Annotated in this window: 16 protein-coding genes; 7 read left to right on the forward strand and 9 right to left on the reverse strand. The window is 71.4% G+C overall.

All coding sequences use genetic code 11. The annotated features are described in order from the left end of the window. Positions 1-100: 100 nt before the first annotated feature. Genes ACGFIV_RS16075 through ACGFIV_RS16100 form a run of 6 tightly spaced genes read right to left on the reverse strand, consistent with a single transcriptional unit; the run spans position 101 to position 6,786 of the window. Complete coding sequence (locus tag ACGFIV_RS16075) at positions 101-1,084, reverse strand: N-acetylglucosamine kinase (RefSeq protein ID WP_392835492.1); 984 nt, start codon at positions 1,082-1,084, stop codon at positions 101-103. Then, on the reverse strand, positions 1,081-2,355 hold the full coding sequence (locus tag ACGFIV_RS16080; RefSeq protein ID WP_392835495.1) for a 6-phospho-beta-glucosidase: 1,275 nt from the start codon (positions 2,353-2,355) through the stop codon (positions 1,081-1,083). The genes ACGFIV_RS16075 and ACGFIV_RS16080 overlap by 4 nt, the downstream gene beginning before the upstream one ends. Continuing rightward, on the reverse strand, positions 2,355-3,242 hold the full coding sequence (locus ACGFIV_RS16085; protein WP_358552309.1) for a carbohydrate ABC transporter permease: 888 nt from the start codon (positions 3,240-3,242) through the stop codon (positions 2,355-2,357). Before ACGFIV_RS16085 ends, ACGFIV_RS16080 begins: the two co-directional genes overlap by 1 nt. Continuing rightward, positions 3,239-4,204, reverse strand: a complete 966-nt coding sequence (locus tag ACGFIV_RS16090; RefSeq protein WP_358552311.1) for a sugar ABC transporter permease — start codon at positions 4,202-4,204, stop codon at positions 3,239-3,241. Before ACGFIV_RS16090 ends, ACGFIV_RS16085 begins: the two co-directional genes overlap by 4 nt. 4 nt (positions 4,205-4,208) lie before the next feature. Beyond that, positions 4,209-5,540 (reverse strand): ABC transporter substrate-binding protein, encoded by a 1,332-nt coding sequence (locus tag ACGFIV_RS16095; protein WP_358552313.1) that lies wholly within the window; start codon positions 5,538-5,540, stop codon positions 4,209-4,211. 43 nt (positions 5,541-5,583) lie between these two features. Then, a complete protein-coding gene (locus tag ACGFIV_RS16100; RefSeq protein ID WP_358552315.1) occupies positions 5,584-6,786 on the reverse strand; it encodes an ROK family transcriptional regulator in 1,203 nt (400 codons plus the stop codon). A gap of 269 nt (positions 6,787-7,055) precedes the next feature. On the opposite strand from ACGFIV_RS16100, the gene ACGFIV_RS16105 reads away from it, so the two are divergent. The 4 genes from ACGFIV_RS16105 (at position 7,056) to ACGFIV_RS16120 (ending at position 13,075) form a co-directional block, all read left to right on the forward strand. Continuing rightward, positions 7,056-9,395, forward strand: coding sequence for a HelD family protein (locus ACGFIV_RS16105; protein ID WP_392835501.1), 2,340 nt, complete (start codon positions 7,056-7,058; stop codon positions 9,393-9,395). 598 nt (positions 9,396-9,993) lie between these two features. After that, the gene (gene lnt / locus ACGFIV_RS16110; RefSeq protein ID WP_392835503.1) at positions 9,994-11,583 is read left to right on the forward strand and encodes an apolipoprotein N-acyltransferase; all 1,590 of its coding nucleotides are present in this window, start codon (positions 9,994-9,996) and stop codon (positions 11,581-11,583) included. Beyond that, complete coding sequence (locus ACGFIV_RS16115; RefSeq protein ID WP_358552321.1) at positions 11,583-12,326, forward strand: polyprenol monophosphomannose synthase; 744 nt, start codon at positions 11,583-11,585, stop codon at positions 12,324-12,326. The genes lnt and ACGFIV_RS16115 overlap by 1 nt, the downstream gene beginning before the upstream one ends. Further along, entirely contained in the window at positions 12,281-13,075 is a 795-nt protein-coding gene (locus ACGFIV_RS16120; RefSeq protein WP_358552323.1) for an ABC transporter permease, read from the forward strand. Before ACGFIV_RS16115 ends, ACGFIV_RS16120 begins: the two co-directional genes overlap by 46 nt. Here ACGFIV_RS16120 and ACGFIV_RS16125 read toward each other — a convergent pair. After that, positions 13,065-14,447: an FAD/NAD(P)-binding protein gene (locus ACGFIV_RS16125; RefSeq protein ID WP_392835507.1), complete on the reverse strand. Its 1,383-nt coding sequence runs from the start codon at positions 14,445-14,447 to the stop codon at positions 13,065-13,067. The two genes, ACGFIV_RS16120 and ACGFIV_RS16125, sit on opposite strands and share 11 nt — an antisense overlap. Before the next feature lie 156 nt (positions 14,448-14,603). On the opposite strand from ACGFIV_RS16125, the gene ACGFIV_RS16130 reads away from it, so the two are divergent. From ACGFIV_RS16130 to ACGFIV_RS16140, 3 genes are all read left to right on the forward strand, one after another. After that, a complete protein-coding gene (locus ACGFIV_RS16130) occupies positions 14,604-15,980 on the forward strand; it encodes a xylan 1,4-beta-xylosidase (RefSeq protein WP_358552327.1) in 1,377 nt (458 codons plus the stop codon). A 122-nt stretch (positions 15,981-16,102) separates the two neighbouring features. Then, on the forward strand, positions 16,103-17,014 hold the full coding sequence (locus tag ACGFIV_RS16135; protein WP_358552329.1) for an aminoglycoside phosphotransferase family protein: 912 nt from the start codon (positions 16,103-16,105) through the stop codon (positions 17,012-17,014). A 308-nt stretch (positions 17,015-17,322) separates the two neighbouring features. Beyond that, entirely contained in the window at positions 17,323-18,312 is a 990-nt protein-coding gene (locus tag ACGFIV_RS16140) for an aldo/keto reductase (protein ID WP_358552331.1), read from the forward strand. A 57-nt stretch (positions 18,313-18,369) separates the two neighbouring features. Here ACGFIV_RS16140 and ACGFIV_RS16145 read toward each other — a convergent pair whose 3' ends face one another. Further along, positions 18,370-20,388 carry a beta-1,3-glucanase family protein gene (locus ACGFIV_RS16145; RefSeq protein WP_392835512.1) on the reverse strand — a complete coding sequence of 673 codons (2,019 nt, stop codon included), beginning with the start codon at positions 20,386-20,388 and terminating at the stop codon, positions 18,370-18,372. Positions 20,389-20,743: 355 nt separating this feature from the next. Continuing rightward, complete coding sequence (katG, locus tag ACGFIV_RS16150; RefSeq protein ID WP_392835515.1) at positions 20,744-22,975, reverse strand: catalase/peroxidase HPI; 2,232 nt, start codon at positions 22,973-22,975, stop codon at positions 20,744-20,746. Positions 22,976-22,988: the final 13 nt, after the last annotated feature.

A 22,988-nucleotide genomic window follows, 5' to 3' on the forward strand; every position in this document is an offset into this window, starting at 1 on the left:
GCCGGCCGGGCGGCCCCGGGCCGGTGCGGAGCCGGGGCACGGCCTCAGTCCGATGCGGGGCCGTGTGCGCGGCCTCAGGCCGGTGCGGGGCCGCGCGGCCTCAGGCCGGTGTGGAGACGGCCCCGGTGAAGGCCGCCCTCAGGCGCTCCATCGCGGCCCGGCCGGCGCCCAGACGGTCCAGGCCGAGCAGCGCGGCCCCGACGATGGGCGGCACGTCGGCGACCACCAGCGTGGCTCGGGGGGCCCGCGCGGCGTATTTCGCCTCCACCAGGTCCATCAGCAGCGGGTCGCGGGCGGTCAGCACGCCGCCGCCCAGGACGACCTCGCACGGCTCGGCGAGCAGGCCGAGCCTGCGCAGCGCGACCACCCCCATCACGGCCACCTCGTCGGCCTGGCGTTCCACCAGCGCCCTCGCGACGGCGTCCCCCTCGGCCGCCGCCGCGAACAGGGCCGGCACCAGGCCGTGGAGCCGGTCCACCGCCAGGTCGCCGAAGTGCAGCCCGAGGACGACCTCCTCGGCCCGCCGGGCGCCGAAGAAGCGGCAGACCCCCTCAAGCAGGAGCGTGGCGGGGCCCCGGCCGTCCTCGGCGCGCACGGCGTGCCAGAGCACCTCCTCGCCCAGGCCGAAGCCGCCGCCCCAGTCCCCGCTGATCTTGCCGAGGGCCGGGTACCTGGCCACCTCGCCGGTCGGGGAGACCCCCACGGCGTTGATCCCGGCGCCGCAGACCACCGCCACGCCCCACGGCTCCGAGGCGCCCGCGCGCAGCAGGGCGAAGGTGTCGTTGCCCACCACGACCTCGTGACCGTACCCCCGGCGGACGATCTCCTCCCGGAGCAGTTCCTCCTCGACCGGGAGGTCGGCCCCGGCCACGTACGCGGCGACGTGGTCGGCGTACGGGGGCCGCGTGCCCGGGCCGAGCGCGAGCCGTACGGCCTCGCCGATCACGTCGATCGCGGCGGCCACTCCGGCGCTCTGCGGGAGGAACCCCGCGCCCCGGCCCCGGGCGAGGACGGTGCCGTCCTCGCCGACCAGGGCGACGTCGGTCTTGCTGTTCCCGCCGTCGACGGCGAGCACGGTCCTCACGCCCGCACCGCCCCGTCGCCGGCCCAGGGGAGGTACGAGCGGTTGGCCGCGACCAGCCGCTCGGCCAGGTCCGCCGACAGGGACGCCTGCCCGATCAGCGGATGGGCGAGCAGGGCGTCGGTGACGCGGTCCACGCCGCCGTGCAGCGCCGCTTCGAGCGCGAGCGCCTCGTAGGCGGTGACGTGGGCGATGAGCCCGGCGTACAGCGGCTCGACCGGGTCCACCGGCAGCGCCACGGCTCCGGAGGCCCCGACGCGCGCGGGGACCTCGATCACCGCGTCGTCGGCGAGGAACGGCAGTGTGCCGTCGTTGCGGAGGTTGACGACCTGGGTGTCCCCCCGGTCGTTGACCAGGGAGGCGATCAGCGCCACCGCCGACTCCGAGTAGAAGGCGCCGCCCCGCTTCTCCAGCAGGGCGGGCTTGGTGTCCACGGCCGGATCGGCGTACATCGCGAGCAGGGACTCCTCCATGGCCGCGACCTCGGCCGCCCGCGACGGCTTGGACCGCTGCTCGGCCACCACGGCGTCGTGCTCGTAGAAGTAGCGCAGGTAGTACGACGGCACGACGCCGAGCCTGCGGATCAGCGACGCGGGCAGGCCGACGTCCTCGGCGATCCGCTCCCCGTGGTCGGCGAGCACCTGGGGAAGCACGTCCTGGCCGTCCAGGTAGACGGCCCGCTCCCAGGTCAGGTGGTTGAGCCCGACGTGGCCCAGCGAGATCCGGTCCGGTGTGACCCCGAGGCTCGCGGCGAAGCGCCGCTGGAACCCGATGGCCACGTTGCACAGGCCGATCGCCCGGTGCCCCGCCTGGAGCAGCGCCCGCGTGACGATGCCCACGGGGTTGGTGAAGTCGACGATCCAGGCGTCGGGGGCGGCCCTGGCCACCCGCTCGGCGATGTCGAGCACGACGGGCACGGTGCGCAGCGCCTTGGCCAGGCCCCCCGCGCCCGTCGTCTCCTGCCCGACGCAGCCGCAGTCCAGCGGCAGCGTCTCGTCGACGTCGCGCGCCGCCTGCCCGCCGACCCGCAGCTGGAGCAGTACGGCCTGCGCGCCCGCGACCCCGTCCTCGATGGTGGTGGCCGTGCTCACCGTGGCCGGATGCCCGGCCCGCAGGAGCATCCGCGACGCCATCGCCGACACCAGGGACAGGCGCCGCTCGTCGGGATCGATCAGCACGATCTCCGAGAGCGGCAGCTCGTCGCGCAGGCGGGCGAACCCGTCGATCAGCTCCGGCGTGTAGGTGGAGCCGCCCCCGACAACGGCCAGTTTCATCATTTGACTCCCGTCAGCTTTACGCCTTCGATGAATGCCTTCTGGGCGAAGAAGAAAACGACGATCACCGGTGCCATGGCGAGCAGGGTGGCCGCCATGGTCAGGTTCCACTGGACGCGGTGCACGGCTCTGAAGGATGCCAGGCCGAGCGACAGGGTCCAGTGGGAGGTGTCGGTCCCCGCGTACAGCAGGGGGCCGTAGTAGTCGTTCCAGCAGTAGAAGAACTGGAAGAGCGCCACCGCGGCGATCGCGGGCCTCGCCATCGGCAGGATGACCCGTGTCAGCGTGCGGAACTCGCCGCAGCCGTCCACGCGCGCCGCGTCGGAGTACTCCCTCGGGATCGTCACCAGGAACTGCCGGAGCAGGAAGATGGAGAACGCGTCGCCGAGGAGCATGGGCAGGATCAGCGGCCACAGCGTGCCCGTGAGGTGGAACCGCGCCCAGATGAGGTAGATGGGCACGGCCACGACCTGCGGCGGCAGCATCATGGTGGTGATCACCAGCAGGAGCGCCAGTTTGCGCCCCCGGAAGCGGAACCGCGCCAGCGCGTAGGCCACCGGGATCGACGAGACCAGCATGAACACGGTGGCGAGGACCGAGTACATCAGCGTGTTGACGATCCAGGTGAGCAGCGGCGCCTTCACGAAGATGTCGCCGAAGTTGCCCCATTCCCAGTCGGCGGGCCACAGCTGCGAGGTGAGGGCCTGGTGGTCGGTCATGACGGCGGTCAGGCCGATGAAGACCAGCGGGCCGAGGAACATGATCGCGAGCGCGAGTGCGAGCGCGTGGGTGGCGATCCACCGCAGCGTGGCGCGCCCGCGGTGGTTCCGGGGCCCGCGGGCGCCGGCCTTGCGCGCCGCCGGAGACGGCGCGAGGGTGAGGGTCATGCTTCCTCCTCGCCGAGGCCCCGGAACTGGCGCAGCAGGAAGATCGTGAACACCATCGACACCGCGAAGAGGATCAGCGCCAGAACGCAGGCGTAACCCATGGCGAAATCACGGAAGCCCTCCTGGAAGAGCCATTCGGGGAAGGTCAGGGTCGACTGGTCGGGGTAGCCGGGAGTGAAGACCGAGCCGGCGGAGTCGGTGGCCCCCGACGCCACCCGGGCGGCCACCATCGCCTGGGTGAAGTACTGAAGTGTCTGGATCACCCCGGTGATCGTGGCGAACATCAGCACCGGGCGGATCACCGGCAGGGTGATGTGGAAGAACTGCTGCCACCCGCCCGCCCCGTCCAGGGCCGCGGCCTCGTAGAGCTGCTTGGGCACGTCCAGCAGTGCCGCCAGGAAGATGACCATCAGGTCGCCCACCGACCACAGCGCCAGCAGCGTGAGCCCCGGCTTGGACCACGCGGGGTCGCCGAACCAGTCGGGGGAGGGGATCCCGATCGCGTTCAGGATCGTCGGCACCGGCCCCGTGCCCGGGTTGAGCAGGAACACGAACCCCAGCGTCCCGGCGACCAGCGGCACCAGCGACGGGAGGTAGAAGACCGTCCGGAAGAACCCGACGCCCGCCTTCAGCTTGGTCACCAGCTGCGCCACGCCGAGCCCGAACAGCACCCGCAGCGGCACCATGACCGCGACGAGCCACAGCGTGTTCCTGATGGACGTCCAGGCCGCCTCGTCCCGCCAGAAGTACGTGTAGTTCAGGAAGCCGACCGGTTCGAGGGTGAACAGGTCGTAGCGCTGGAAGGAGAAGTAGACGGTCGCGATCAGCGGATAGGCGAAGAAGACCGTGAAGCCGACCAGCCAGGGGGACAGGTAGAGCAGCGCCATGAGGCCCCCGCGGTACCGGCCACCGCGCCTGGCCGGCACCGTGTCCCCCCGGCGCGCGAGCGTCGTCGTCGCCATGGGATCAGTCGCCCGCGGTGAGCTTGAGCTTGTCGTTGATCTTCTTGTCCGCCTCGGTCAGCACCGCGTTCAGGTCGGGCGCCCGGCCGGACTCCCACTTGATCTGCGCCTCCTGCAGGGTCTGCTGGTTGAACACCGAGTTGATGTGCGCAGGCAGCGTGCTGCTGCTGGGGTTGGAGAAGATGTCGAGGAAGGTCTGGAAGTTGGCGTCCTTCTCCAGCTTCGGCGACTGGAGGGCGGGCAGCGTGCTCGGCACGTTGCGAAGGGCGTTGGACAGGCTCACCACGGCGTCGGTGTCGGTGGTCAGGTACTTCACCAGCTCCCAGGCCGCCTCGGGGTGCTGGGCGCCGCGCGGGATGCCGATCACCGTGCCCGCGATGAAGCCGCCGCCGTACAGCTGGGGCTTGTCGTCGGCCACCGGGAGCGGGGCGGTGCCGTAGTCGAGGTCCGGGGCGTCGGCCGCGATCATGGCGTTGCGCCACTCGCCGTCGATCGCCATGGCGACCTTGCCCTTGTTGAACGGGTTGTCCGCCGACCACTCGTCGCCCAGGCTCTTGCGGAACTTCTCCAGCTTGTCGTACCCGAACCAGTCGACCAGGTCCTTCTGCCAGGTCATGAGCTGCTTCCACGCCGGGTCCGAGCCGATCGCGGAGGTGCCGTCCGGGTTGGTCCACTTGGCGCCGACCATCGTGCCGGTGTGGATCGGGGCGTTCTCGTACATCTGGCTGCTCGGGACGAACCCCGCGACCTTGATGTCGCCCTTGGCGTCCCGCACGGTCAGCTTCTTGGCCAGGGCCGTCAGCTCGGAGAGCGTCTTGGGCGGCTCCGCGCCCTTCATCAGCTTCTTGTTGTAGTACAGGCCGTAGGTGTCGGCGAGCATGGGCATCACGCAGCGCCTGCCCTCGTACTGGGTGTACTCCGCGATCACCTTCGGGAAGATCGACTCATCGATCCTGCTCGCCGCGAGGAAGGGTTTGAGGTCCTGGAAGATCCCGGTCTTGCAGAACGTCGCCACGCTGTCGGTGGTGAACGACAGCGCCACGTCCGGAGGGTTGCCGCCGCGCGCCGACTGGATGATCTGGTCGTCCTGGATCGCCTTGGTCGTCTTGACGGTGATCCACGGGTACTTCCGCCTGAATCCGGCCAGGGCGTCGTCGAAGGCCTTGAGCTCATTGTCGGCGCTGAAGCCGTGCCACATGGTGATCGTGACGGGCTTCCGGTCCGGCGTGCTTCCCGCCGCCGGGGGCTTAGGCGCGCTCTCGGTGCCCGCCGTGCAGGCGGCCGACGCGAACACGGCGAGAGCCGCCGCCGCGAGGAGCGGCAGAGGTGATTTCACGGGGATGCCTCCCATGGGGTGGTGGATGATCAGGAGGGTCGGGCTACGAGGGGACGGTGGAGCTGAAGATCTCGTCACGGACGGTGGCGAGGGCGAGGCCGAGAGCGCCGGTCAGCACCGGGTTGGTCTCGACGGTGGACATCCGTACGGGCGGCCGCGGGAAGGTCAGCGCGTGCAGCTCCTGCTCGACGAGCTCGGACAGCACGTCCCCGCCGGCGAGCAGCATGCCGCCGGTCAGCACGACCAGCTCGGGGTCGACCACCGCGGTGATCGGCGCGAGGCCCATGGCCAGGCGCGCCGCGACCTCCCGCAGCGCGGCCCCGGCACGCTCGCCCCTGACGCCGCCCAGCGCGGCGACCCGCACGGCGTCGCGTACGGCCTGCGCCGGGTCCTGGCCGCGCAGGCCGTGAGAGCGCATGAGCTTCAGGACGGCCGGGCCGCCCGCGAGCGCCTGGAAGCCGTGGTCCCCCCGCTTGCCCGTCTCCCTGGACGTCGGAGCGCCGACGGTGGGCATGTAGCCGACCTCCCCGGCGCCGCCGGTCGCGCCCCGGTGGAGCCTCCCGCCGAGCACCAGCGCGGCTCCTATGCCCTCGTCGGCCCAGAGCAGCACGAAGTCGTCGTGGCCGCGCGCGATGCCGTGGGCCTGCTCGGTCAGGGCGACGAGGTTGACGTCGTTCTCCACGTCGACCGGCACGCCGAGGCCGTCGCGCAGCGTCCCCACGAGGTCGGGGATGTGCCAGCCGGGGATGTGGGCGGCGTAGCCCAGCCTGGCCGTGGCGGGGTTGACGGCCCCCTGGATGCCGATCACGACGCGATGCGAAGCGGCGGGGTCGACGCCCGCCTGGAGGCAGGCCCCGTAGACGGCGTTGCGCACCCTCTCGACGACGTCCCCGGCGCTCCTGCCGGGGGTGGGCAGGCGGTACTCCGCCAGCACGGCGCCGGTGATGTCGGCCACCGAGGCCGCGATCCGTGCCGGGGTCACGTCGAGCGCGACGACGAAGGCGGCGAGCGGGTTGATCCGGTACAGCTCCGCCGTCCGGCCGGGCAGGCCCTCCCGGATGCCGTCCAGCACGACCAGACCGGCGTCCTGCAGCCGCGAGAGCAACTGCGAGGCGGTGGGCTTGGACAGGCCTGTGAGCGTCCCGAGCTCCGGGCGGGTGAGCGGCCCGCGTTCGAGCAGAACCCGGAGCGCGGCGCGATCATTGATCGCCCGCAACAGACTCGGCGTTCCCGGCTGCGTGTTCACCGTACCGCTCCTCGTTCAGCCGTCGGCGCGCCCTGGTCACGGGACCGTTCCGGCAGAGTTAGGAAAGCTTCCTAACTTGTAAGGAAAGTACAGGTACAGCCCCGAGCAGGGTCAATAGCCGCTACCAAGCTGTGACCAGGTTGGCGGTGGGCGGGAGCGGGCTGACGTGCCGGGATCCCGGGGCGCGCCCGGCCGGGAAACGAAAAAGCCGCCTTGGAGGGCGGCGGAGTGAACGGAATGTCGTCCGGTCGATCTGCTATTCTGGGGCCTTGTCGTACATTAAACATAAAGAGCATAAAAGCCCGGAGTTTCACATTACTACCAATAATAATGAAGCAGGGGCTACCCGTCAAATCGAGCTCGCCCGGGAGCAGGAATACGTCGGCGGACTGTACGAGCGGCTCGACCTGCTACGGGCCCGCACGCAGAAGCAGCTTGACGGCGTGCTCGCCCAGGGCGGTGGCGGCACCCACCAGAACCGGTCCGAGCGCGACTCGTTCGCCGGGATGTACTCGGAGCGCCTCGCGCGGCTGTGGGCCGTGGAGAACGGCCTGTGTTTCGGGCGCCTCGATCTGACAGGGGAGAAACCCCTCTATATCGGCCGCCTGGGCCTGTCGGACGACGACCAGGCACGGTTGCTCATCGACTGGCGCGCCCCGGTGGCCCAGCCGTTCTACCGCGCCACGCCCGCCGTCCCGATGGGGGTGACCCGCAGGCGCCACCTGCAGACCAGGGGCCGGCGCGTCATCGGCGTCGACGACGACCTGCTCGACCTCGACCGGCTGACCGAGGCCGACCGCGCCACGCTCAACGGCGAGGCCGCCCTGCTGGCCGCCCTGGACGAGAAGCGCACCGGGCGCATGCGCGACATCGTCGCCACCATCCAGGCCGAGCAGGACCGCGTCATCCGCAGCGACCTCAACGGCATCCTGGTGGTCCAGGGCGGACCGGGCACCGGGAAGACCGTCGTGGCCCTGCACCGCGCCGCCTACCTGCTCTACACCCACCGCGAGCGGCTGGCGCGCCGGGGCGTGCTGATCGTCGGCCCGAACCTCACCTTCCTGCGCTACATCGAGCAGGTCCTGCCGTCCCTGGGCGAGACCGACGTCCTGCTGTCCACGGTCGCCGAGCTGTACCCGGGGATCACCGCGACGGCCCGTGAGTCCGCCGAGGCCGCCGCGGTCAAGGGCGCCATCCGCATGGCCGACGTGGTGGCGCGAGCCGTGCAGGACCGCCAGCGGGTGCCGAGGCGGCCGATCGACATCGACCTCGGCGGGTACACCCTCCGGCTCGACCAGCGCACCTGCGACGCGGCGAGGAACCGCGCGGCGCGCAGCCGCCGCCCGCACAACCAGGCCAGGGCCGTGTTCGTCCGCCACATCCTGAACGTGCTGGCCAAGCAGGCCGCCAAGGCGCTCGGCCGGAGCATGCTCGACGAGGGCGACTTCGCCGACCTGCGCGAGGACCTGCGCACCGAGCCCGCCGTGAAGACGGCGCTCAACCGGCTGTGGCCCTACCTGACCCCCCAGCGGCTCCTCATCGGCCTGTTCGCCTCCCGCGAGCGGATGGCGTACGCCGGGCTCACCCCCGCCGAGCAGGACGCGCTGTTCCGCGAGGTCCCGCGCGGCGGCCGCGACCACTGGACCGAGGCCGACGTCCCGCTGCTCGACGAGGCCGCCGAGCTGCTCGGCGACATCGACGCCGGAGTGCTCCGCGCCGCCGCGATGCAGGCCGAGGAGGAGCTCGCCGCCGCGCGGCGCGCCGAGGAGGCCGAACGCGACGCCGAGCTGCTCTACGCCCAGGAGGTCCTCGACCTGACCGGCATGGCGGACATCATGGACGCCGAGCGGTTCGCCGCCAGGCACCGGGACGACGACATCCACCTGACGACCGCCGAGCGCGCCGCCGCCGACCGCACGTGGGCGTACGGGCACATCATCGTGGACGAGGCGCAGGAGCTGTCGGCCATGGCGTGGCGCATGCTGATGCGCCACAGTCCGAACCGCTCGATGACCATCGTCGGGGACATCGCCCAGACCGGTTCGGTCGCGGGCACCGCCTCCTGGGGACAGGTCCTGGACTCCTACGCGGGCGGGCGCTGGCGCGAGGAGACCCTCACCGTCAACTACCGCACCCCGGTCGAGCTGATGGCCGTCGCCGCCGACGTGCTGAAGCTGGTCGGCCCGGGCCTCAGGGCGCCGGAGTCGGTCCGCGAGACCGGGGTGCGGCCCTGGGCGCGGCGCATCGGCGGCCCGGAGGAGCTGGGACCGATCGTGAGCGGTGAGATCGTCGAGGACGGGCGGCTCGTCGTGATCGTCCCGGCGACCCGCGCGGCGGAGCTGGGCGAGGCCGTGACCTCGTCGGTCCCGGGCGCGGTGGCCGGGCCGGGAGCCGCCGCGCTGGAGGCGCCGGTGGCCGTGCTGACCGTCGCCGACGCCAAAGGCCTGGAGTTCGACGGAGTCGTCGTCGTGGAACCGGGAGAGATCCTGGACGAGTCGCCACGCGGGGCCAGCGATCTTTACGTCGCCCTGACCCGGGCCACCCGGAGGCTTGGCGTCGTCCACACCGGCGAGCTGCCCGCCGTCCTCTCCCGGTGCGCCGGCACGTGACCGGCGGGGGCCCCGCGACCCCCGCGCGAGTGGAGCGAGCGCCACAAATACGCCTCCCCGAGTGCGGACATCGGGACACATGACGGCATTGACGGCACTCACGTGTCCTGTCCTAGCTGCGAAAACTTGGTGTTTCCGCTGATCGGGACACGGTTGACATCTGAGCTGAGGTCGGTAGTTTGCTGGACAGTCCAGCACGGGACTACCGGTTGGCCGTCTTCAGACATCGTCGGATTCTGCGTCATGACGGAGCACGACTCCGTCTGCTCAGCCAGGCGCAGCGCTGGCGTTCCGTCGAGTCGGGGCACCCCAGCCGGATGGGGGGTTGGACCCGGGAGGGGCCTGGACACCCAGTAGACAACGGAATTCCGCGCTCGCCGCCGACGGGACGGATCCGGTCCGAAGGGTCGTCCGGGCCCTCTTCCCGTCCCGTGCCGCAACCGCAGTGTGGTTCCTGGGTTCCCGTGCGACCGGGGAGACCCAGGGATCACCATGCGTGATCTTTCACCGCCGCGCCAGCCCGGCGGTTGGAGCGGGGTCCGCTGAGCGGTAGCGTTCGGTGGTTACCGATGGACCCGTGAGAGAAGACCCCGCCCCTGTGGCCCAGCGAACGGTGCAGGACGACCAGCGGGCGCCGGCCGTTTCCGGCGCGCCGCCTCCCTCGTGCGCCCTCTGGCGGCTCGCGGCGTGCCTCGTGGGCGGGGTGCTGCTGTTCCTGGCCTTCCCCCCTGTGGGGCTGTGGTTCCTCGCGCCGCCCGGCGTCGCGCTGCTCACGCTCGCGGTCCGCGGCGTCCGCGCCCGCCGGGCCGCCTGGCTCGGCTACCTCGGCGGCGCCGCCTTCCTGGTCCCGGCGCTGGCCTGGGTGCGGCCGATCGGCGACGACGCGTGGCTGATCCTCGTGGCCGTCGAGAGCCTGTTCTTCGCCGCGATGTCGGCAGGGGTCGCCGTGGTGACCCGGCTGCGCGGCTGGCCCCTGTGGGTGGCCGCCCTTTGGGTCGCCCAGGAGTGGGCCCGGGGGCTGTTCCCCGTGGGCGGCTTCCCCTGGGTGCGCGTCGCGTTCAGCCAGGGGCGGTCGGCGTTCACGCCGTACGCCGCGCTCGGCGGCGCGCCGCTGGTGACCTTCGCGGTGGTGCTCTGCGGGGCCCTGCTCGCCCTTCTGGCCGTACGGCTCGCTCCCCGGCGATGGACCAGGGAGATCGCGTTCCTCCTGGCAGGGGCGGTGGCGGTGCCCCTGCTCGGGTACGCCGTGCCGAGGCCGGGCGCTGAGGGCGCGAGGAGTGTGCGCGTCGGGGTCGTCCAGGGCGACGTGCCCGGCGAGGGCATGGGCTTCCTCGGCGACGAGCCGGCCGTGGTGCTGCGCAACCATGCCGACAAGACCCACGAGCTGGCGCGGGCGGTCCGGGCGGGGAAGGTCCAGAAGCCCGACATCGTGGTGTGGCCTGAAAATTCCACAGACATCGACCCTTATCGAGACTCCTTCGCCTACGGGGTCATCGACTCGGCCGTGCGCGACATCGGGGTGCCGGTGCTGGTGGGCGCCGTGGTGCGGTCGCCGGACGGGCGGCACCGGTACACGCGGGGAATCGTCTGGGATCCGGTGCGCGGTCCCGGCGCTTACTATGACAAACGAAAGCTTGTACCGTTCGGCGAGTTCGTCCCTTTCAAGGATCTTCTCGCGAAGTTCATCAAGCGCATCAACCTCGTCGGCCTGCAGTCGCTGGCCGGCACCCGTGACGGTGATCTGAGGATGGGGCCGATGACGGTGGGCGCGGTCGAGTGCTACGAGGTCGCCTTCGACGACATCGTGCGGAGCACCGTGCTGGCCGGCGGCACCCCGATCGTGGTGCAGACCAACAACGCCACCTACGCTTTGACCAACCTCCCGCCCCAGCAGCTCGCCATGTCGCAGCTGAGGGCCGTGGAGCACGATCGCGCGGTGATCACCGCCGCCACGACGGGCATCTCGGCGTACGTCGACCCCGGCGGCCAGGTGCGCTGGCAGACCGCCGAACGGGTCGCGGACATGGCCGTGATGACCGTCCCGATCCGTACGGGTGAGACCCTCGCGACGCGAGTCGGGGCCCTACCTGAGTGGGCCCTGCTGCTCGTCGGGGCAGGTGCCCTGGCCGCCGCCCTCCGGCGGCGCCCGGCGCCACAACAGGACCGAACCGATGAAGAGGACGGGTGATGGAGCGGATCCTCGGGCGGGTACTTGTCATCGTTCCGACGTACAACGAGCGCGAGAACCTGCCGATGATCGCCGGACGGCTACGGGCGGCGGTGCCGGATGCCCATCTGCTGGTCGCCGACGACGACAGCCCCGACGGCACCGGGGCCGTGGCCGACGAGCTGGCCGCCGGTGACGACCACGTCCACGTGCTGCACCGCACGAGCAAGCAGGGGCTCGGCGCCGCGTACATCGCCGGGTTCCGCTGGGGCCTGTCCCAGGGCTTCGACGTGCTGGTCGAGATGGACGCCGACGGCTCGCACAAGCCCGAGGAGCTCCCCCTGCTGCTCGACGCCCTGTCGAACGGCGCCGACCTGGTCATCGGGTCGCGCTGGGTGCAGGGGGGCAAGGTGGTCAACTGGCCGGCCCGGCGGGAGTTCCTGTCGCGGGGCGCCAACACCTACGCCCGGCTCATGATCGGCCTGCCGGTGCGCGACACCACGGCCGGCTTCCGCGCCTACCGCGCCTCGACGCTGGAGAAGATCGGGCTGGACGACGTGGAGTCCCAGGGCTACTGCTTCCAGGTCGACCTGACGCTCCGCACCATCCGGCACGGCCTGCGGGTCGTCGAGGTGCCGATCACGTTCGTCGACCGCGTCGTCGGGGCGAGCAAGATGAGCCGCGCCGTCGTCGCCGAGGCCCTGTGGCGGGTCACCATGTGGGGCCTCGCCGGCCTGCCGGGCCGCCTGAAGAGGACCCGCTGACGGCGGCCCCCTCCTCGACGCTGATCTCCCTCACCCCGCTCCTGCCGGTCGTCCTGCTCCTAATGGTCGCGTGCGGCGCCCTCGTGGCCTGGTTTGGCCGGCTGGGCCATGGCAGGGCCATCGTGACGGCGTCCGCCCGGGGGGCCCTGCAACTGGGCGCCGTGTCCGCGGTCATCGCCTGGGTGATCGCCTCCTCGGCGGCGGTGGCGGGATTCCTCCTGGTCATGTACGGGGTCGCCGCCCTCACCGCGGGCCGCCGCGTCACCGGGAACCGGACGGGGTGGTGGGCGGGGCTGCCCATCGCGTCGGGCACGGTGCCCGTGCTGGCCCTGCTCGTGGCCGGTGGAGTGATCTCCACGGCCGGCATCGTGATCATCCCGATCACCGGGATCCTGCTGGGCGGCTGCCTGACGGCCACCACCCTCGCGGGACGCCGCGCTTTGGACGAGCTGGCCCAGCGCAGGGGAGAGGTGGAGGCGGCGCTGGCTCTGGGGTTCGGCGCGAGGGCCGCCGCGCTGGAGATCTGCCGCCCGGCGTCGGCCCAGGCGCTCGTGCCCGCGCTGGACCAGACCAGGACGGTCGGGCTGGTCACGCTCCCCGGGGCCTTCGTCGGCATGCTGCTCGGCGGGGCCAGTCCGATCCAGGCGGGCATCGTGCAGCTCGTGGTGCTGGTGGCGCTGCTGGCGGCCGAGGTCGTCGCGACCCTGGTGACGATCGAGCTCGCCGCGCGCGGCTGTATCACCCGCTGAGCCGGGCCCGGCCGCCGTGCTCCGCCAGACGGCCTGAGGTGATCGTCGCGAGCAGGCGCGGGGCCAGGGCCGCCGCCTGGGAGCGGATCTCGGGGATCGCGGTGGTCTCGTAGCGCGTTCCGCGAAGCGCCGGTCCCAGAGTGACGATCCGGTCGCTCGGCCGGCCACCGGCGTCCAGGACCCTGCCGCCGGCATCGGCGTCCAGCCCGAGCCCCAGCGGGTCGAGCCGGGCCAGGCCGTCGGCGAGCAGGCGGGCGAGGAAAGGGTCGCGGGCGGGGCCCGAGGCGGGACCGGTGGCGTCGACCAGCCTGCCGACGCGCAGCTCGCGCGTCGTCCCGTCGCCGCTCACCCGCACGGTCAGCCCCCCGGGATCGGGCGTGGCGCCGGTTACCCGGCCGCGGAGCACCCGCAGGCGGCCGGTCGCACGCAATTCGGTGACGCGGGCGGCGGTCGCGGGCGGGACGCGGTGGCGGTGGACCTCCCAGTAGCGGGAGACCAGGGTCAGGAACCGCCGCTGCTCCCCGACGGGAAGACGCGCCCACAGCTCGGGGACGCGGGGTCGCAGGCCGTCGACCACGCCGTACCAGTCGCCGTCGTTGTCCCGGACGGCGACGCGGACCGCGCGCAGCAGATCGGCGAGCCGCAGCGGCCCGTCCGGTATCGGCACCTCGACGCAGGGCGGGGACGGGCGGCGGTGCGGGCGGGGCAGCAGCCCGTGCCGGGACACCGCGTACACGATCGCGCCGGGGGACCGCCGGGTCACGGTGACCGCAACGTCGACCATGGTCAGGCCGGTGCCGATCACCAGCGTGTCGGCCCCGCCGCCGACGCGGTTCAGCGCGCCCGGCGCCCAGGGATCGGCGATGTAGCGGTAGTCGCCCGCGAGGTGGGGGAAGGACGCCGCGGCCGGGTTGCCGGTGGCAAGGATCACGGCGTCGGCCTCGGCGGTACGACCGTCCGACAGGTGCACGCACAGCGGTCCGCGCCCTGTGAGGGCGCGTGCCGTGCCGGTGACCCGGGTCACCCGGTGATCGGGCCCGGTGGAGGCGTCCAGCACATGGCGCAGGTAGCGGCCGTAGGCCTCGCGGGGGAAGAAGTCGGAGGCGGCCACGTCCAGGCCGTTCTCGTGGGCCCACGTCAGGAGGTGGCCCCGGTCGTCCTCCAGCGCGCTCATCTTGTCGACGCAGGCGTTGAGGAGGTGGTGCGGGTCGGTCGTGGAGTAGGCCTGCCCCAGCGCGTGGCGGCCGTACCGGTCGATCAGCGTCACCCGCAGCGGCGTCCCTCGTTCCCGGGCACGGCGGAGCAGGTGGATCGTCGCCAGCGTGCCGCTGCCGCCGCCGCCCACGACGGCCACCACAGGAGAGCTCACCACACGGGCAGCTTAGCATGGTTTTCCTACATGTTAAGTAGGTTATTTGCCCGGTCCGCCAGTAACACTTGCCTGTGAATCACGCCCTCGACGCGACTCCCGGGAGCCGCCCGTGGAACGCTCTGATCAAGGCGACGGTGAGGATCGGGTGAGGATCAGGTGTCATCGGGTAGCAGGGGATCGACGGGGTGGAGCCCTGGCCGGCTGATCGCCCTGGTGGCGGGGGTTCTCGCGATGGCGCTGGTCGTGGCGGGTTGTTCCTCCCCAGACACGACCGACCGGGCGGATTCCGCCACGCGGCGGCCCGGCGCCCCGGCGACGCCCGGCACGGGGAGCGGGGAACCGCCGGGGGTGGACCCCGCGTGGCCCCGCTGGGGGTTCACCCACACGGGGGTCAGCGCCAACAACGTCACCGACCGGTTCGAGCAGGACGTGACCCGGACGCTGGCCGAGACCCCGATGCTGCAGAACCAGCACATCATGGGGTTCGGGGCCCTCAACCCCGAACCCCGTCCGCAGGAGTTCTTCTGGGAGGACCTCGACAGCCGGACCAACCTCATGAAGCGGTCCGGCGGCACGCAGATCATCACGCTCTGCTGTGCCCCTGACTGGATGAAGGGAGGCCCCGAGGGCCCGACCGAGGAGTCGGCCTGGAAGGAGCACCTGGAGGACGCCCCCTACCCCGAGCACTTCGACGACTTCGCCAGGCTGTCGGCGGCCGTCGCCACGAAGTACCGCGACGTCCGGTACTTCATGGTCTGGAACGAGCTGAAGGGCTTCTGGAAGGACCACTCCAAGCCCGCGGACTTCAAGGGCTACACAGAGCTCTACAACAAGGTGTACGACGCGGTGAAGGCGGTACGGCCCGACGCCAAGATCGGCGGGCCGTACATCGGCTTCGACAGCAACAAGACCGGGACCTCCGAGCTGCGGGGCCCGTGGGGAGTCGTCAACCAGAACGCCCTGGACGCCTTCGAGTACTGGTTCAAGAACAAGAAGGGCGCCGACTTCGTCGTGGTCGACGGCGCCTCGCCGACCGACGCCCACCAGTTGCTGCCCGACGCGTTCGGGGCGCTGGGCAAGTTCAGCGCGGTCACCACCTGGCTGCGCGAGAGGACCGGGGGCCTGCCCGTCTGGTGGTCGGAGTGGTACTTCGTCCCCGAGGACGGCACCACCTGGTCGGCGTCCATGCGGCTCGCCGTCCAGGCCGCCTCGATGATCGAGTTCGCCAGGAGCGGCGCCGCCACCGCGCTGTACTGGAATCCGCAGGCCAAGCAGGGTGCCTGCCAGGGCTGCATGTGGGACCCGAAGACCGGGGCCGCGCTCCCGACCGGCCGGCTGGTGAGCGACTTCGTCAGGTGGTTCCCGGCCGGAGCCCGGCTGGAGCAGGTGACCTCCTCCGACCCCAAGGTCCGGGTGCTGGCGCAGCCTCGGCGACTGGTGATGGTCAACACCACCGGTGCCGACGTCACCGCCACCGTGGACGGCAGGCCGTTCACCCTGCGCCCGTACGAGGTCAGGTGGGCCGCCCGCTAGGAGATCTCGGGCGTCTCGCGGGCCGCCGCCATGACGTGACCTGCGGCCCCTGCCGCCCGAGCGGGATCCGGCCCTCGCAAAACCCTTTGCGGGGCGGCGGGAACGGTCGTCACACTCTCGGGGTGATCGAGAGCCAGTTCCCGGACGGACGTGCCGGGATCGACGCGTCACTGGTGAGGCGACTGGTCGCGGAGCAGTTCCCGCAGTGGAGCGACCTGCCCGTGGCGCCGGTCGAGGCCGACGGATGGGACAACCGCACCTACCGCCTCGGTGAGGAGATGACGGTGCGTCTGCCGACCGCCGCCGGTTATGCGCCGGCGGTGGACAAGGAGCATCGATGGCTGCCGATCCTCGCCCCGTCGTTGCCGGTCGCCGTTCCCGTGCCGCTGGCGAAGGGCGTCCCAGGGGCGGGATATCCGTTCGGCTGGTCGGTCCGCAGGTGGCTGGAGGGGGAGACCGCCACTCTCGACCGCATCGACGACCTGTCCGCGTTCGCGGCCTCGGTGGCCGAATTCATCCTCGCCCTGCAGAGCGCCGACGCGACGGACGGGCCCCGGGCGGGCGCGCACAGCTCCTACCGGGGTACGCCGCCGGCGCACTACGACGACGAGACGCGTCGTGCCCTGGCCGCGCTGGACGGTCACGTCGACACCGGCCGGGCATCGGCTGTCTGGGACACCGCCCTGGAGGCGAGGTGGTCCGGGCCTCCGGTGTGGTTCCACGGCGACATCGCGAGCGGCAACCTGCTGGTCAGGGAGGGGAAGCTGGCCGCCGTCATCGACTTCGGGACGTCGGGTGTCGGCGATCCCGCGTGTGAGCTGGTGATCGCCTGGACGATGTTCTCCGGCGACAGCCGGGAGACCTTCCGCGGCGTCGCCGGTCAGGACCCCGCCATGTGGGCGCGGGCCCGCGGCTGGGCACTGTGGAAGGCACTGATCGTCCTGGCGGAGAAGATCGGCACCGACGAGGAGCAGGCCGCCGTCCAGCGCCGCGTGATCGACGAGGTCCTGGCCGATCACGAGAGCGCCGGCTAGGTGTGCCGGGTCGTTCGGCGACGGCCTCGGGTCGCGACGACGTCGCCCCACGCGCCGAGGGTCCATCTAGGGGATCACGTGCGGGACCTTCCGGGAGAGGGTGCCTGACCGCGCAGGGAGCGGCGTTCAGGGGTGTGACAGGGCCCCCCAAACGGCTCGGCCCGGGCCACGGGCGGTGCAACACTGGAAGGCATGGCAGGTGAACAGCACGTGCCGGCCCGCGCGATCTTCGAACCGTGGACGTCCTGCCCGGCCGGACTCCCGGCGCGGCCCCGGAAACACACGCCTATCGGATGGGAAGAACACTCATGAAGACTCGGACGCTTGGACCCGACGGCCTGGAAGTCTCGACCATCGGCCTGGGCTGCATGGGCCTCAGTTTCGGCCTGGGTCCCGCGACGGATCGGCGGCAGGCGATCGAGCTGATCCGCGCCGGCCACGAGCGCGGCGTCACCTTCTTCGACACGGCCGAGGTCTACGGCCCGTACGTGAACGAAGAGATCGTCGGCGAAGCGCTGAAGCCCGTGCGCGACGACGTCGTGATCGCCACCAAGTTCGGTTTCGCGTTCGACGCGGGCGGCGGGCAGACCGGTCTGGACAGCCGGCCGGAGCACATCCGGGCGGCCGTGGAAGGGTCGCTCAAGCGGCTCGGCACCGACCGGCTGGACCTGTACTACCAGCACCGCCTCGACCCGGACGTGCCGATCGAGGATGTCGCGGGAACGGTCAAGGAGCTGATCGGGGAAGGCAAGGTCAAGCACTTCGGCCTGTCGGAGGTCGGCGTCGGCACGATCCGGCGGGCCCACGCGGTCCAGCCGGTCACCGCGCTGCAGAGCGAGTATTCGCTGTGGTGGCGCGAGCCGGAGGAGAAGATCCTGCCGGTCCTTGAGGAGCTCGGTATCGGCTTCGTCCCGTTCAGCCCCCTGGGCAAGGGCTTCCTGACCGGCGCGATCACCGAGGCCACGACGTTCGAGGACGGCGATATCCGCGCCACCATCCCCCGCTTCGAAGCGGAGGCGCGCGCGGCGAACGAGGAGCTGGTCACACTGCTCGGCGCCATCGCCGACCGCAAGCAGGCCACCCGGGCCCAGATCGCGATCGCGTGGCTCCTCGCCCAGAAGCCCTGGATCGTCCCGATCCCCGGCACCACCAAAGTGCGTCGCCTGCGGGAGAACCTCGGTGCGGTGAGCGTGGAGCTGAACGACGGCGATCTCGGCGAGATCCAGGAGGCCCTGGCCAAGGTCCGGATCCAGGGCCACCGGTACAACGAAAGGCAGGAGAAGATGATCTCCCGCTAGCCGCCTGTCACCGCCGGCCCGGCGGCGCGGGCGCGCCGCCGGGCCGGAGCGGGCCGGTCACTGGACGGCGAAACGCTGTGCGGCGCTGCCGTTGCAGTCGTAGATCTGCAGGCGGGTGCCGTTCGCCGTGTTGCCGCTCGGAGCGTCGACGCACCGGCCGGACTGCGGGTTCTGGATCGACCCGTTGGACAGTTGCACCCAGTTCTGCGCTCCGCTGCCGTTGCAGTCGTAGAGCTGCAACGCGGTGCCGTTCGCGGTGCCGCCCGACTGCACGTCCAGGCAGCGGCCGAGGGTGCGCAGCGTCTGCCCGTTCCAGGTCCAGAACTGGTCCTTCGCGTACGACTGGCAGTCCCACAGCTGGACCGCGGTGTTGTTGACGCCGATGTCGTCGCCGGCGACGTCCACGCACTTGCCACCGGGGCCCGCGATGTTCGCCCCGCCGGCGAACGACCAGCGCTGCGCGGCGCTGCCGTTGCAGTCCCAGATCTGCAGCCGGGTGCCGTTGCCGCTCGCGCCGCTCGGGGAGTCGAGGCACCGGCCGGATCCGGCGTTCTTGATGGAGCCGTCGGACTGCAGCACCCACTGCTGGTTGCCGGAGCCGAAGCAGTCCCAGATCTGGACCTGTGACCCGTTCGCGGTGCCGTTGTCCACGACGTCGAGGCACTTGCCGCCGTTGAACGTGCGCAGCGTGTTCCCGGTCATCGTGTAGTGCTGGTCGACGGCCGCGGCCTGGCAGTCCCACAGCTGCACCGGCGCGCCGTTACCGCCGGTGTCGTCGCCCGCGACGTCGACGCACTTGCCTCCAGGACCCGTGATCGGCTGACCGCCGACCGTGCCGCCACCGCCGCCGCTCGTACCGAAGGAGCCGATCGTCATGCCGGCCGACGACGGGTTCGGCTGGTCGATCGTCGGAGCGAAGTTGCCGACGTCGTCGTAGGAGAAGCCGTACGCCAGGCCGTTCAGCGAGTTGGCGTGGATCGTCTTGCTGTAGAGGTTCGACGCGGACTGCCCGTAGAACTTCGTCGCGTCCGTCGTCGGCTGCGTGTCGAACATGACCCTGCTCGCCGTCGACAGCGTCGCCCGGTTCAGCGCCGCGCACACGCGCGCGCCGACCGCGAGGATCGCCGGCACGTCCGGCTGGCCCTGCGGTTGCAGGCCACCGGCGCACGCGACGACGTCACTGGTCGTCGGCCGCGTGAGCGTGCCGATGACGTTGCCGGACGCGCCCCTGAAGGTCCAGTTCGCGCCGCTGGTCGTGCCGGTGAAGTTGCCCAGCGACGTCTGCACGGTCAGCGTGTGCGAGGCGTAGTACGACCACACGCCGCTGACGTAGGAGTCGAGGTACGTCGAGGGGAACGAGCCCCTGGCGATGGCGTGCACGGGGGCGAGCACGCGCAGAGCGAGGCCGTCGGAGGGGCGCGTCGTGGTCAGCCCCGACCACGGCGACCCGAGCCCGCTGAACGCGTTGAGGATGCCGGTGCGGTTGCCGGGGATGCCCTGCGTCTGGGTGTTGCCGGAGGTGTCGGTGACGCTGACCGTCAGCGGGACGCTGAACATGTCGACCGTCGTGGAGTTGATGAAGATGCCCGTGCCGCCGCTGCTCGCCCGCGCGAATTCCGTCCAGTCGTAGAGCACGTTGGCGTTCGGGTCACTGGCGACCCAGGGCGCCGGCTCGACGAGCCCGTTCGTCGTGAGGAAGAACTGCAGCTTCGTCCCCATCGACAGGTAGACGCGGCCGCCCGCCAGGCTCGGCGGCAACGAGATGGTCGTCCTCGCGCCGTTGCCCGGCCCGGGGATCGAGATGTCCGGCGCCGGGACGGGCCCGTTGGGGATCGAAGGGGGGAAGTTGTACGCCCGCCACGTTCCGGAGGCGTCCACGTATCCCTGCTGGCCGGCCGAGTTGCGCGCGACGACGTAGATGTACGTGGCGTCGCCGCGCCCGGAGTTGTTGGTGACGGTGAACGGCAACTGCGCGACGGCCGCGCTCGCCGTCTGCTGACCGGCGAAGACGATCGCCTGGGCCAGCAGCACGGAGGCGACCAGACCTCGTCGCCACCGTCGGGACAACACGTGCATACCTCGGCTCCTCTCGGGGGGGACCACGCCGGACCGGCCCTCCCCGCCCGGCGTGAGGGCACCGCGGTGGAGTTCGGTGGCGGGGCCGCGCCCCAGCCGTCGAAGAGTGCCCTGAGCGGCCAAGGAGGGGAGGACGGGGGCGACGGCGAACACCGCCGCGCCGGTCGGCACGGTGAGTCTCACGGCAGTCTTTTCGCGGGGGGTGAATGAGACGTGAGAGCGCTCTCAGAAAAGAACCTTTACAGTTTACTCGCCGCTCGTCAAGCCCTAACAGGGTCGTGTTGACTCAACCGATGAGGTGCCGGGTTCCGAGGACGTCCAGGCCGGCCGGCGCGGGCCGGCCTGGACGTCATGATCAGACGAGGTCGAACCGGTCGAGGTTCATCACCTTGTCCCACGCGGCGACGAAGTCGCGCACGAACTTCTCCTTCGCGTCATCGCTCGCGTAGACCTCCGCGAGCGCGCGCAGCTCGGAGTTCGACCCGAAGACGAGGTCGGCACGGCTGCCGGTCCACTTGACCTCGCCCGTGGCGATGTCGCGGCCCTCGAAGGTGTTCGCGTCCTCCGACGTCGCCTTCCACGTCGTGCCGAGGTCGAGCAGGTTGGCGAAGAAGTCGTTGGTCAGGGTCCCGGGGGCCGTGGTGAGGACGCCGAGCGGCGACTGCTGGTGGTTCGCGCCGAGGACGCGCAGGCCACCGACGAGGACCGTCATCTCGGGGGCGCTCAGGGTGAGCAGGTTCGCCCGGTCGATGAGCAGGTACTCGGCCGGAAGCCGGTTGCCCTTCCCGAGGTAGTTGCGGAACCCGTCGGCGGTCGGTTCGAGCGCGGCGAACGACTCCACGTCGGTCTGCTCCAGCGACGCGTCCGCGCGGCCCGGCGTGAACGGGACCTCGACGTCGAAGCCGGCGTCCTTGGCGGCCCGCTCGACGGCGGCGCCGCCGGCGAGCACGATCAGGTCGGCGAGCGAGACCTGCTTGCCGCCGGTCTGGGCCGCGTTGAAGGACTCCTGGATCTCCTCCAGGGCGCGCAGCACCCTCGCCAGCCGGTCGGGGTCGTTGACCTCCCACCCGCTCTGCGGCTCAAGGCGGACGCGCGCGCCGTTCGCGCCGCCGCGCTTGTCGCCGCCACGGAAGGTCGAGGCCGACGCCCACGCGGTGGACACGAGCTGGGACACAGAAAGGCCCGAGGCGAGGATCCGGTCCTTGAGCGAGGCGACGTCCCCGGCGTCGACGAGCTCGTGCGTCACCGCGGGCAGGGGGTCCTGCCACAGCAGCGTCTCGGCCGGGACCTCCGGGCCGAGGTAGCGCACGACCGGGCCCATGTCGCGGTGGGTCAGCTTGAACCACGCCCGGGCGAAGGCGTCCGCGAACTCACCGGGGTTCTCCAGGAAGCGTCGCGAGATCTGCTCGTAGACCGGGTCCACGCGGAGCGCGAGGTCGGTCGTCAGCATCGTGGGGGCGTGGCTCTTCGACGGGTCGTGGGCGTCGGGGACGGTGCCCGCCCCGGCGCCGTCCTTCGGCTTCCACTGGTGCGCGCCCGCGGGGCTCTTGCTCAGCTCCCACTCGTAGCCGAACAGGATCTCGAAGAAACTGTTGTCCCACGTCACCGGGGTGTTGGTCCACGCGCCCTCAAGGCCACTGGTGATCGTGTCGCCGCCCTTGCCGGTGCCGTAGCCGTTCTTCCAGCCGAGGCCCTGCTCCTCGATCGAGGCGGCCTCGGGGTCCGGGCCGACGTGCTCGGCCGGGCCCGCGCCGTGGGTCTTGCCGAAGGTGTGGCCGCCCGCGATCAGGGCGACCGTCTCCTCGTCGTTCATCGCCATCCGGCGGAACGTCTCACGGATGTCGCGGGCCGCGGCGAGCGGGTCCGGGTTGCCGTTCGGGCCCTCCGGATTGACGTAGATGAGGCCCATCTGGACCGCGGCGAGGGGGTTCTCAAGCTCCCGGTCGCCGGTGTAGCGCTCGTCGCCGAGCCAGGTGGACTCGGGGCCCCAGTAGACGTCCTCGTCGGGCTCCCATACGTCCTCACGACCGCCGGCGAAGCCGAAGGTCCTGAAGCCCATCGACTCCAGGGCGACGTTGCCGGCGAGGATCATGAGGTCGCCCCACGAGAGCTTCTGGCCGTACTTCTTCTTGACCGGCCACAGCAGGCGGCGGGCCTTGTCGAGGTTCCCGTTGTCCGGCCAGCTGTTGAGGGGGGCGAAGCGCTGCTGGCCGGCCCCGGCGCCGCCGCGGCCGTCGCTGATCCGGTACGTGCCCGCGCTGTGCCACGCCATCCGGACCATGAACGGGCCGTAGTGGCCGTAGTCGGCCGGCCACCAGTCCTGCGAGGTCGTCAGCACCTCCGCGATGTCCTGCTTCACGGCCGCGAGGTCGAGGCTGTTGAACGCCTCGGCGTAGTCGAACTTCTCGCCGAGGGGGTTGGCCACGGCGGGGTTCTTGGCGAGGATCCGCAGGTTGAGCCGCTCATGCCACCACTGGCGGTTTCCGCCGCCCTGAGTCGGGTGCGGGGCGCGCTCGTGCGCGACCGGGCAGCCGCCTCCTTCCTCCGTCTTCGCGTCTACGACGATCGCGTCATGGTTCTCAGACATTAGGGTCCTTCCG

The organism is Sphaerisporangium sp. NPDC049003 (genome assembly GCF_043197795.1).
Classification (GTDB): domain Bacteria; phylum Actinomycetota; class Actinomycetes; order Streptosporangiales; family Streptosporangiaceae; genus Sphaerisporangium.

What these genes read in the sequence shown, in the direction of transcription:
- ACGFIV_RS16140 (WP_358552331.1), top strand. Translation starts at nt 17,323, where the DNA reads ATGAAGACTCGGACGCTTGGACCCGACGGCCTGGAAGTCTCGACCATC.
- katG (WP_392835515.1), bottom strand. Translation starts at nt 22,975, where the DNA reads ATGTCTGAGAACCATGACGCGATCGTCGTAGACGCGAAGACGGAGGAA.
- ACGFIV_RS16145 (WP_392835512.1), bottom strand. Translation starts at nt 20,388, where the DNA reads ATGCACGTGTTGTCCCGACGGTGGCGACGAGGTCTGGTCGCCTCCGTG.
- ACGFIV_RS16090 (WP_358552311.1), bottom strand. Translation starts at nt 4,204, where the DNA reads ATGGCGACGACGACGCTCGCGCGCCGGGGGGACACGGTGCCGGCCAGG.
- ACGFIV_RS16080 (WP_392835495.1), bottom strand. Translation starts at nt 2,355, where the DNA reads ATGAAACTGGCCGTTGTCGGGGGCGGCTCCACCTACACGCCGGAGCTG.
- ACGFIV_RS16085 (WP_358552309.1), bottom strand. Translation starts at nt 3,242, where the DNA reads ATGACCCTCACCCTCGCGCCGTCTCCGGCGGCGCGCAAGGCCGGCGCC.
- ACGFIV_RS16115 (WP_358552321.1), top strand. Translation starts at nt 11,583, where the DNA reads ATGGAGCGGATCCTCGGGCGGGTACTTGTCATCGTTCCGACGTACAAC.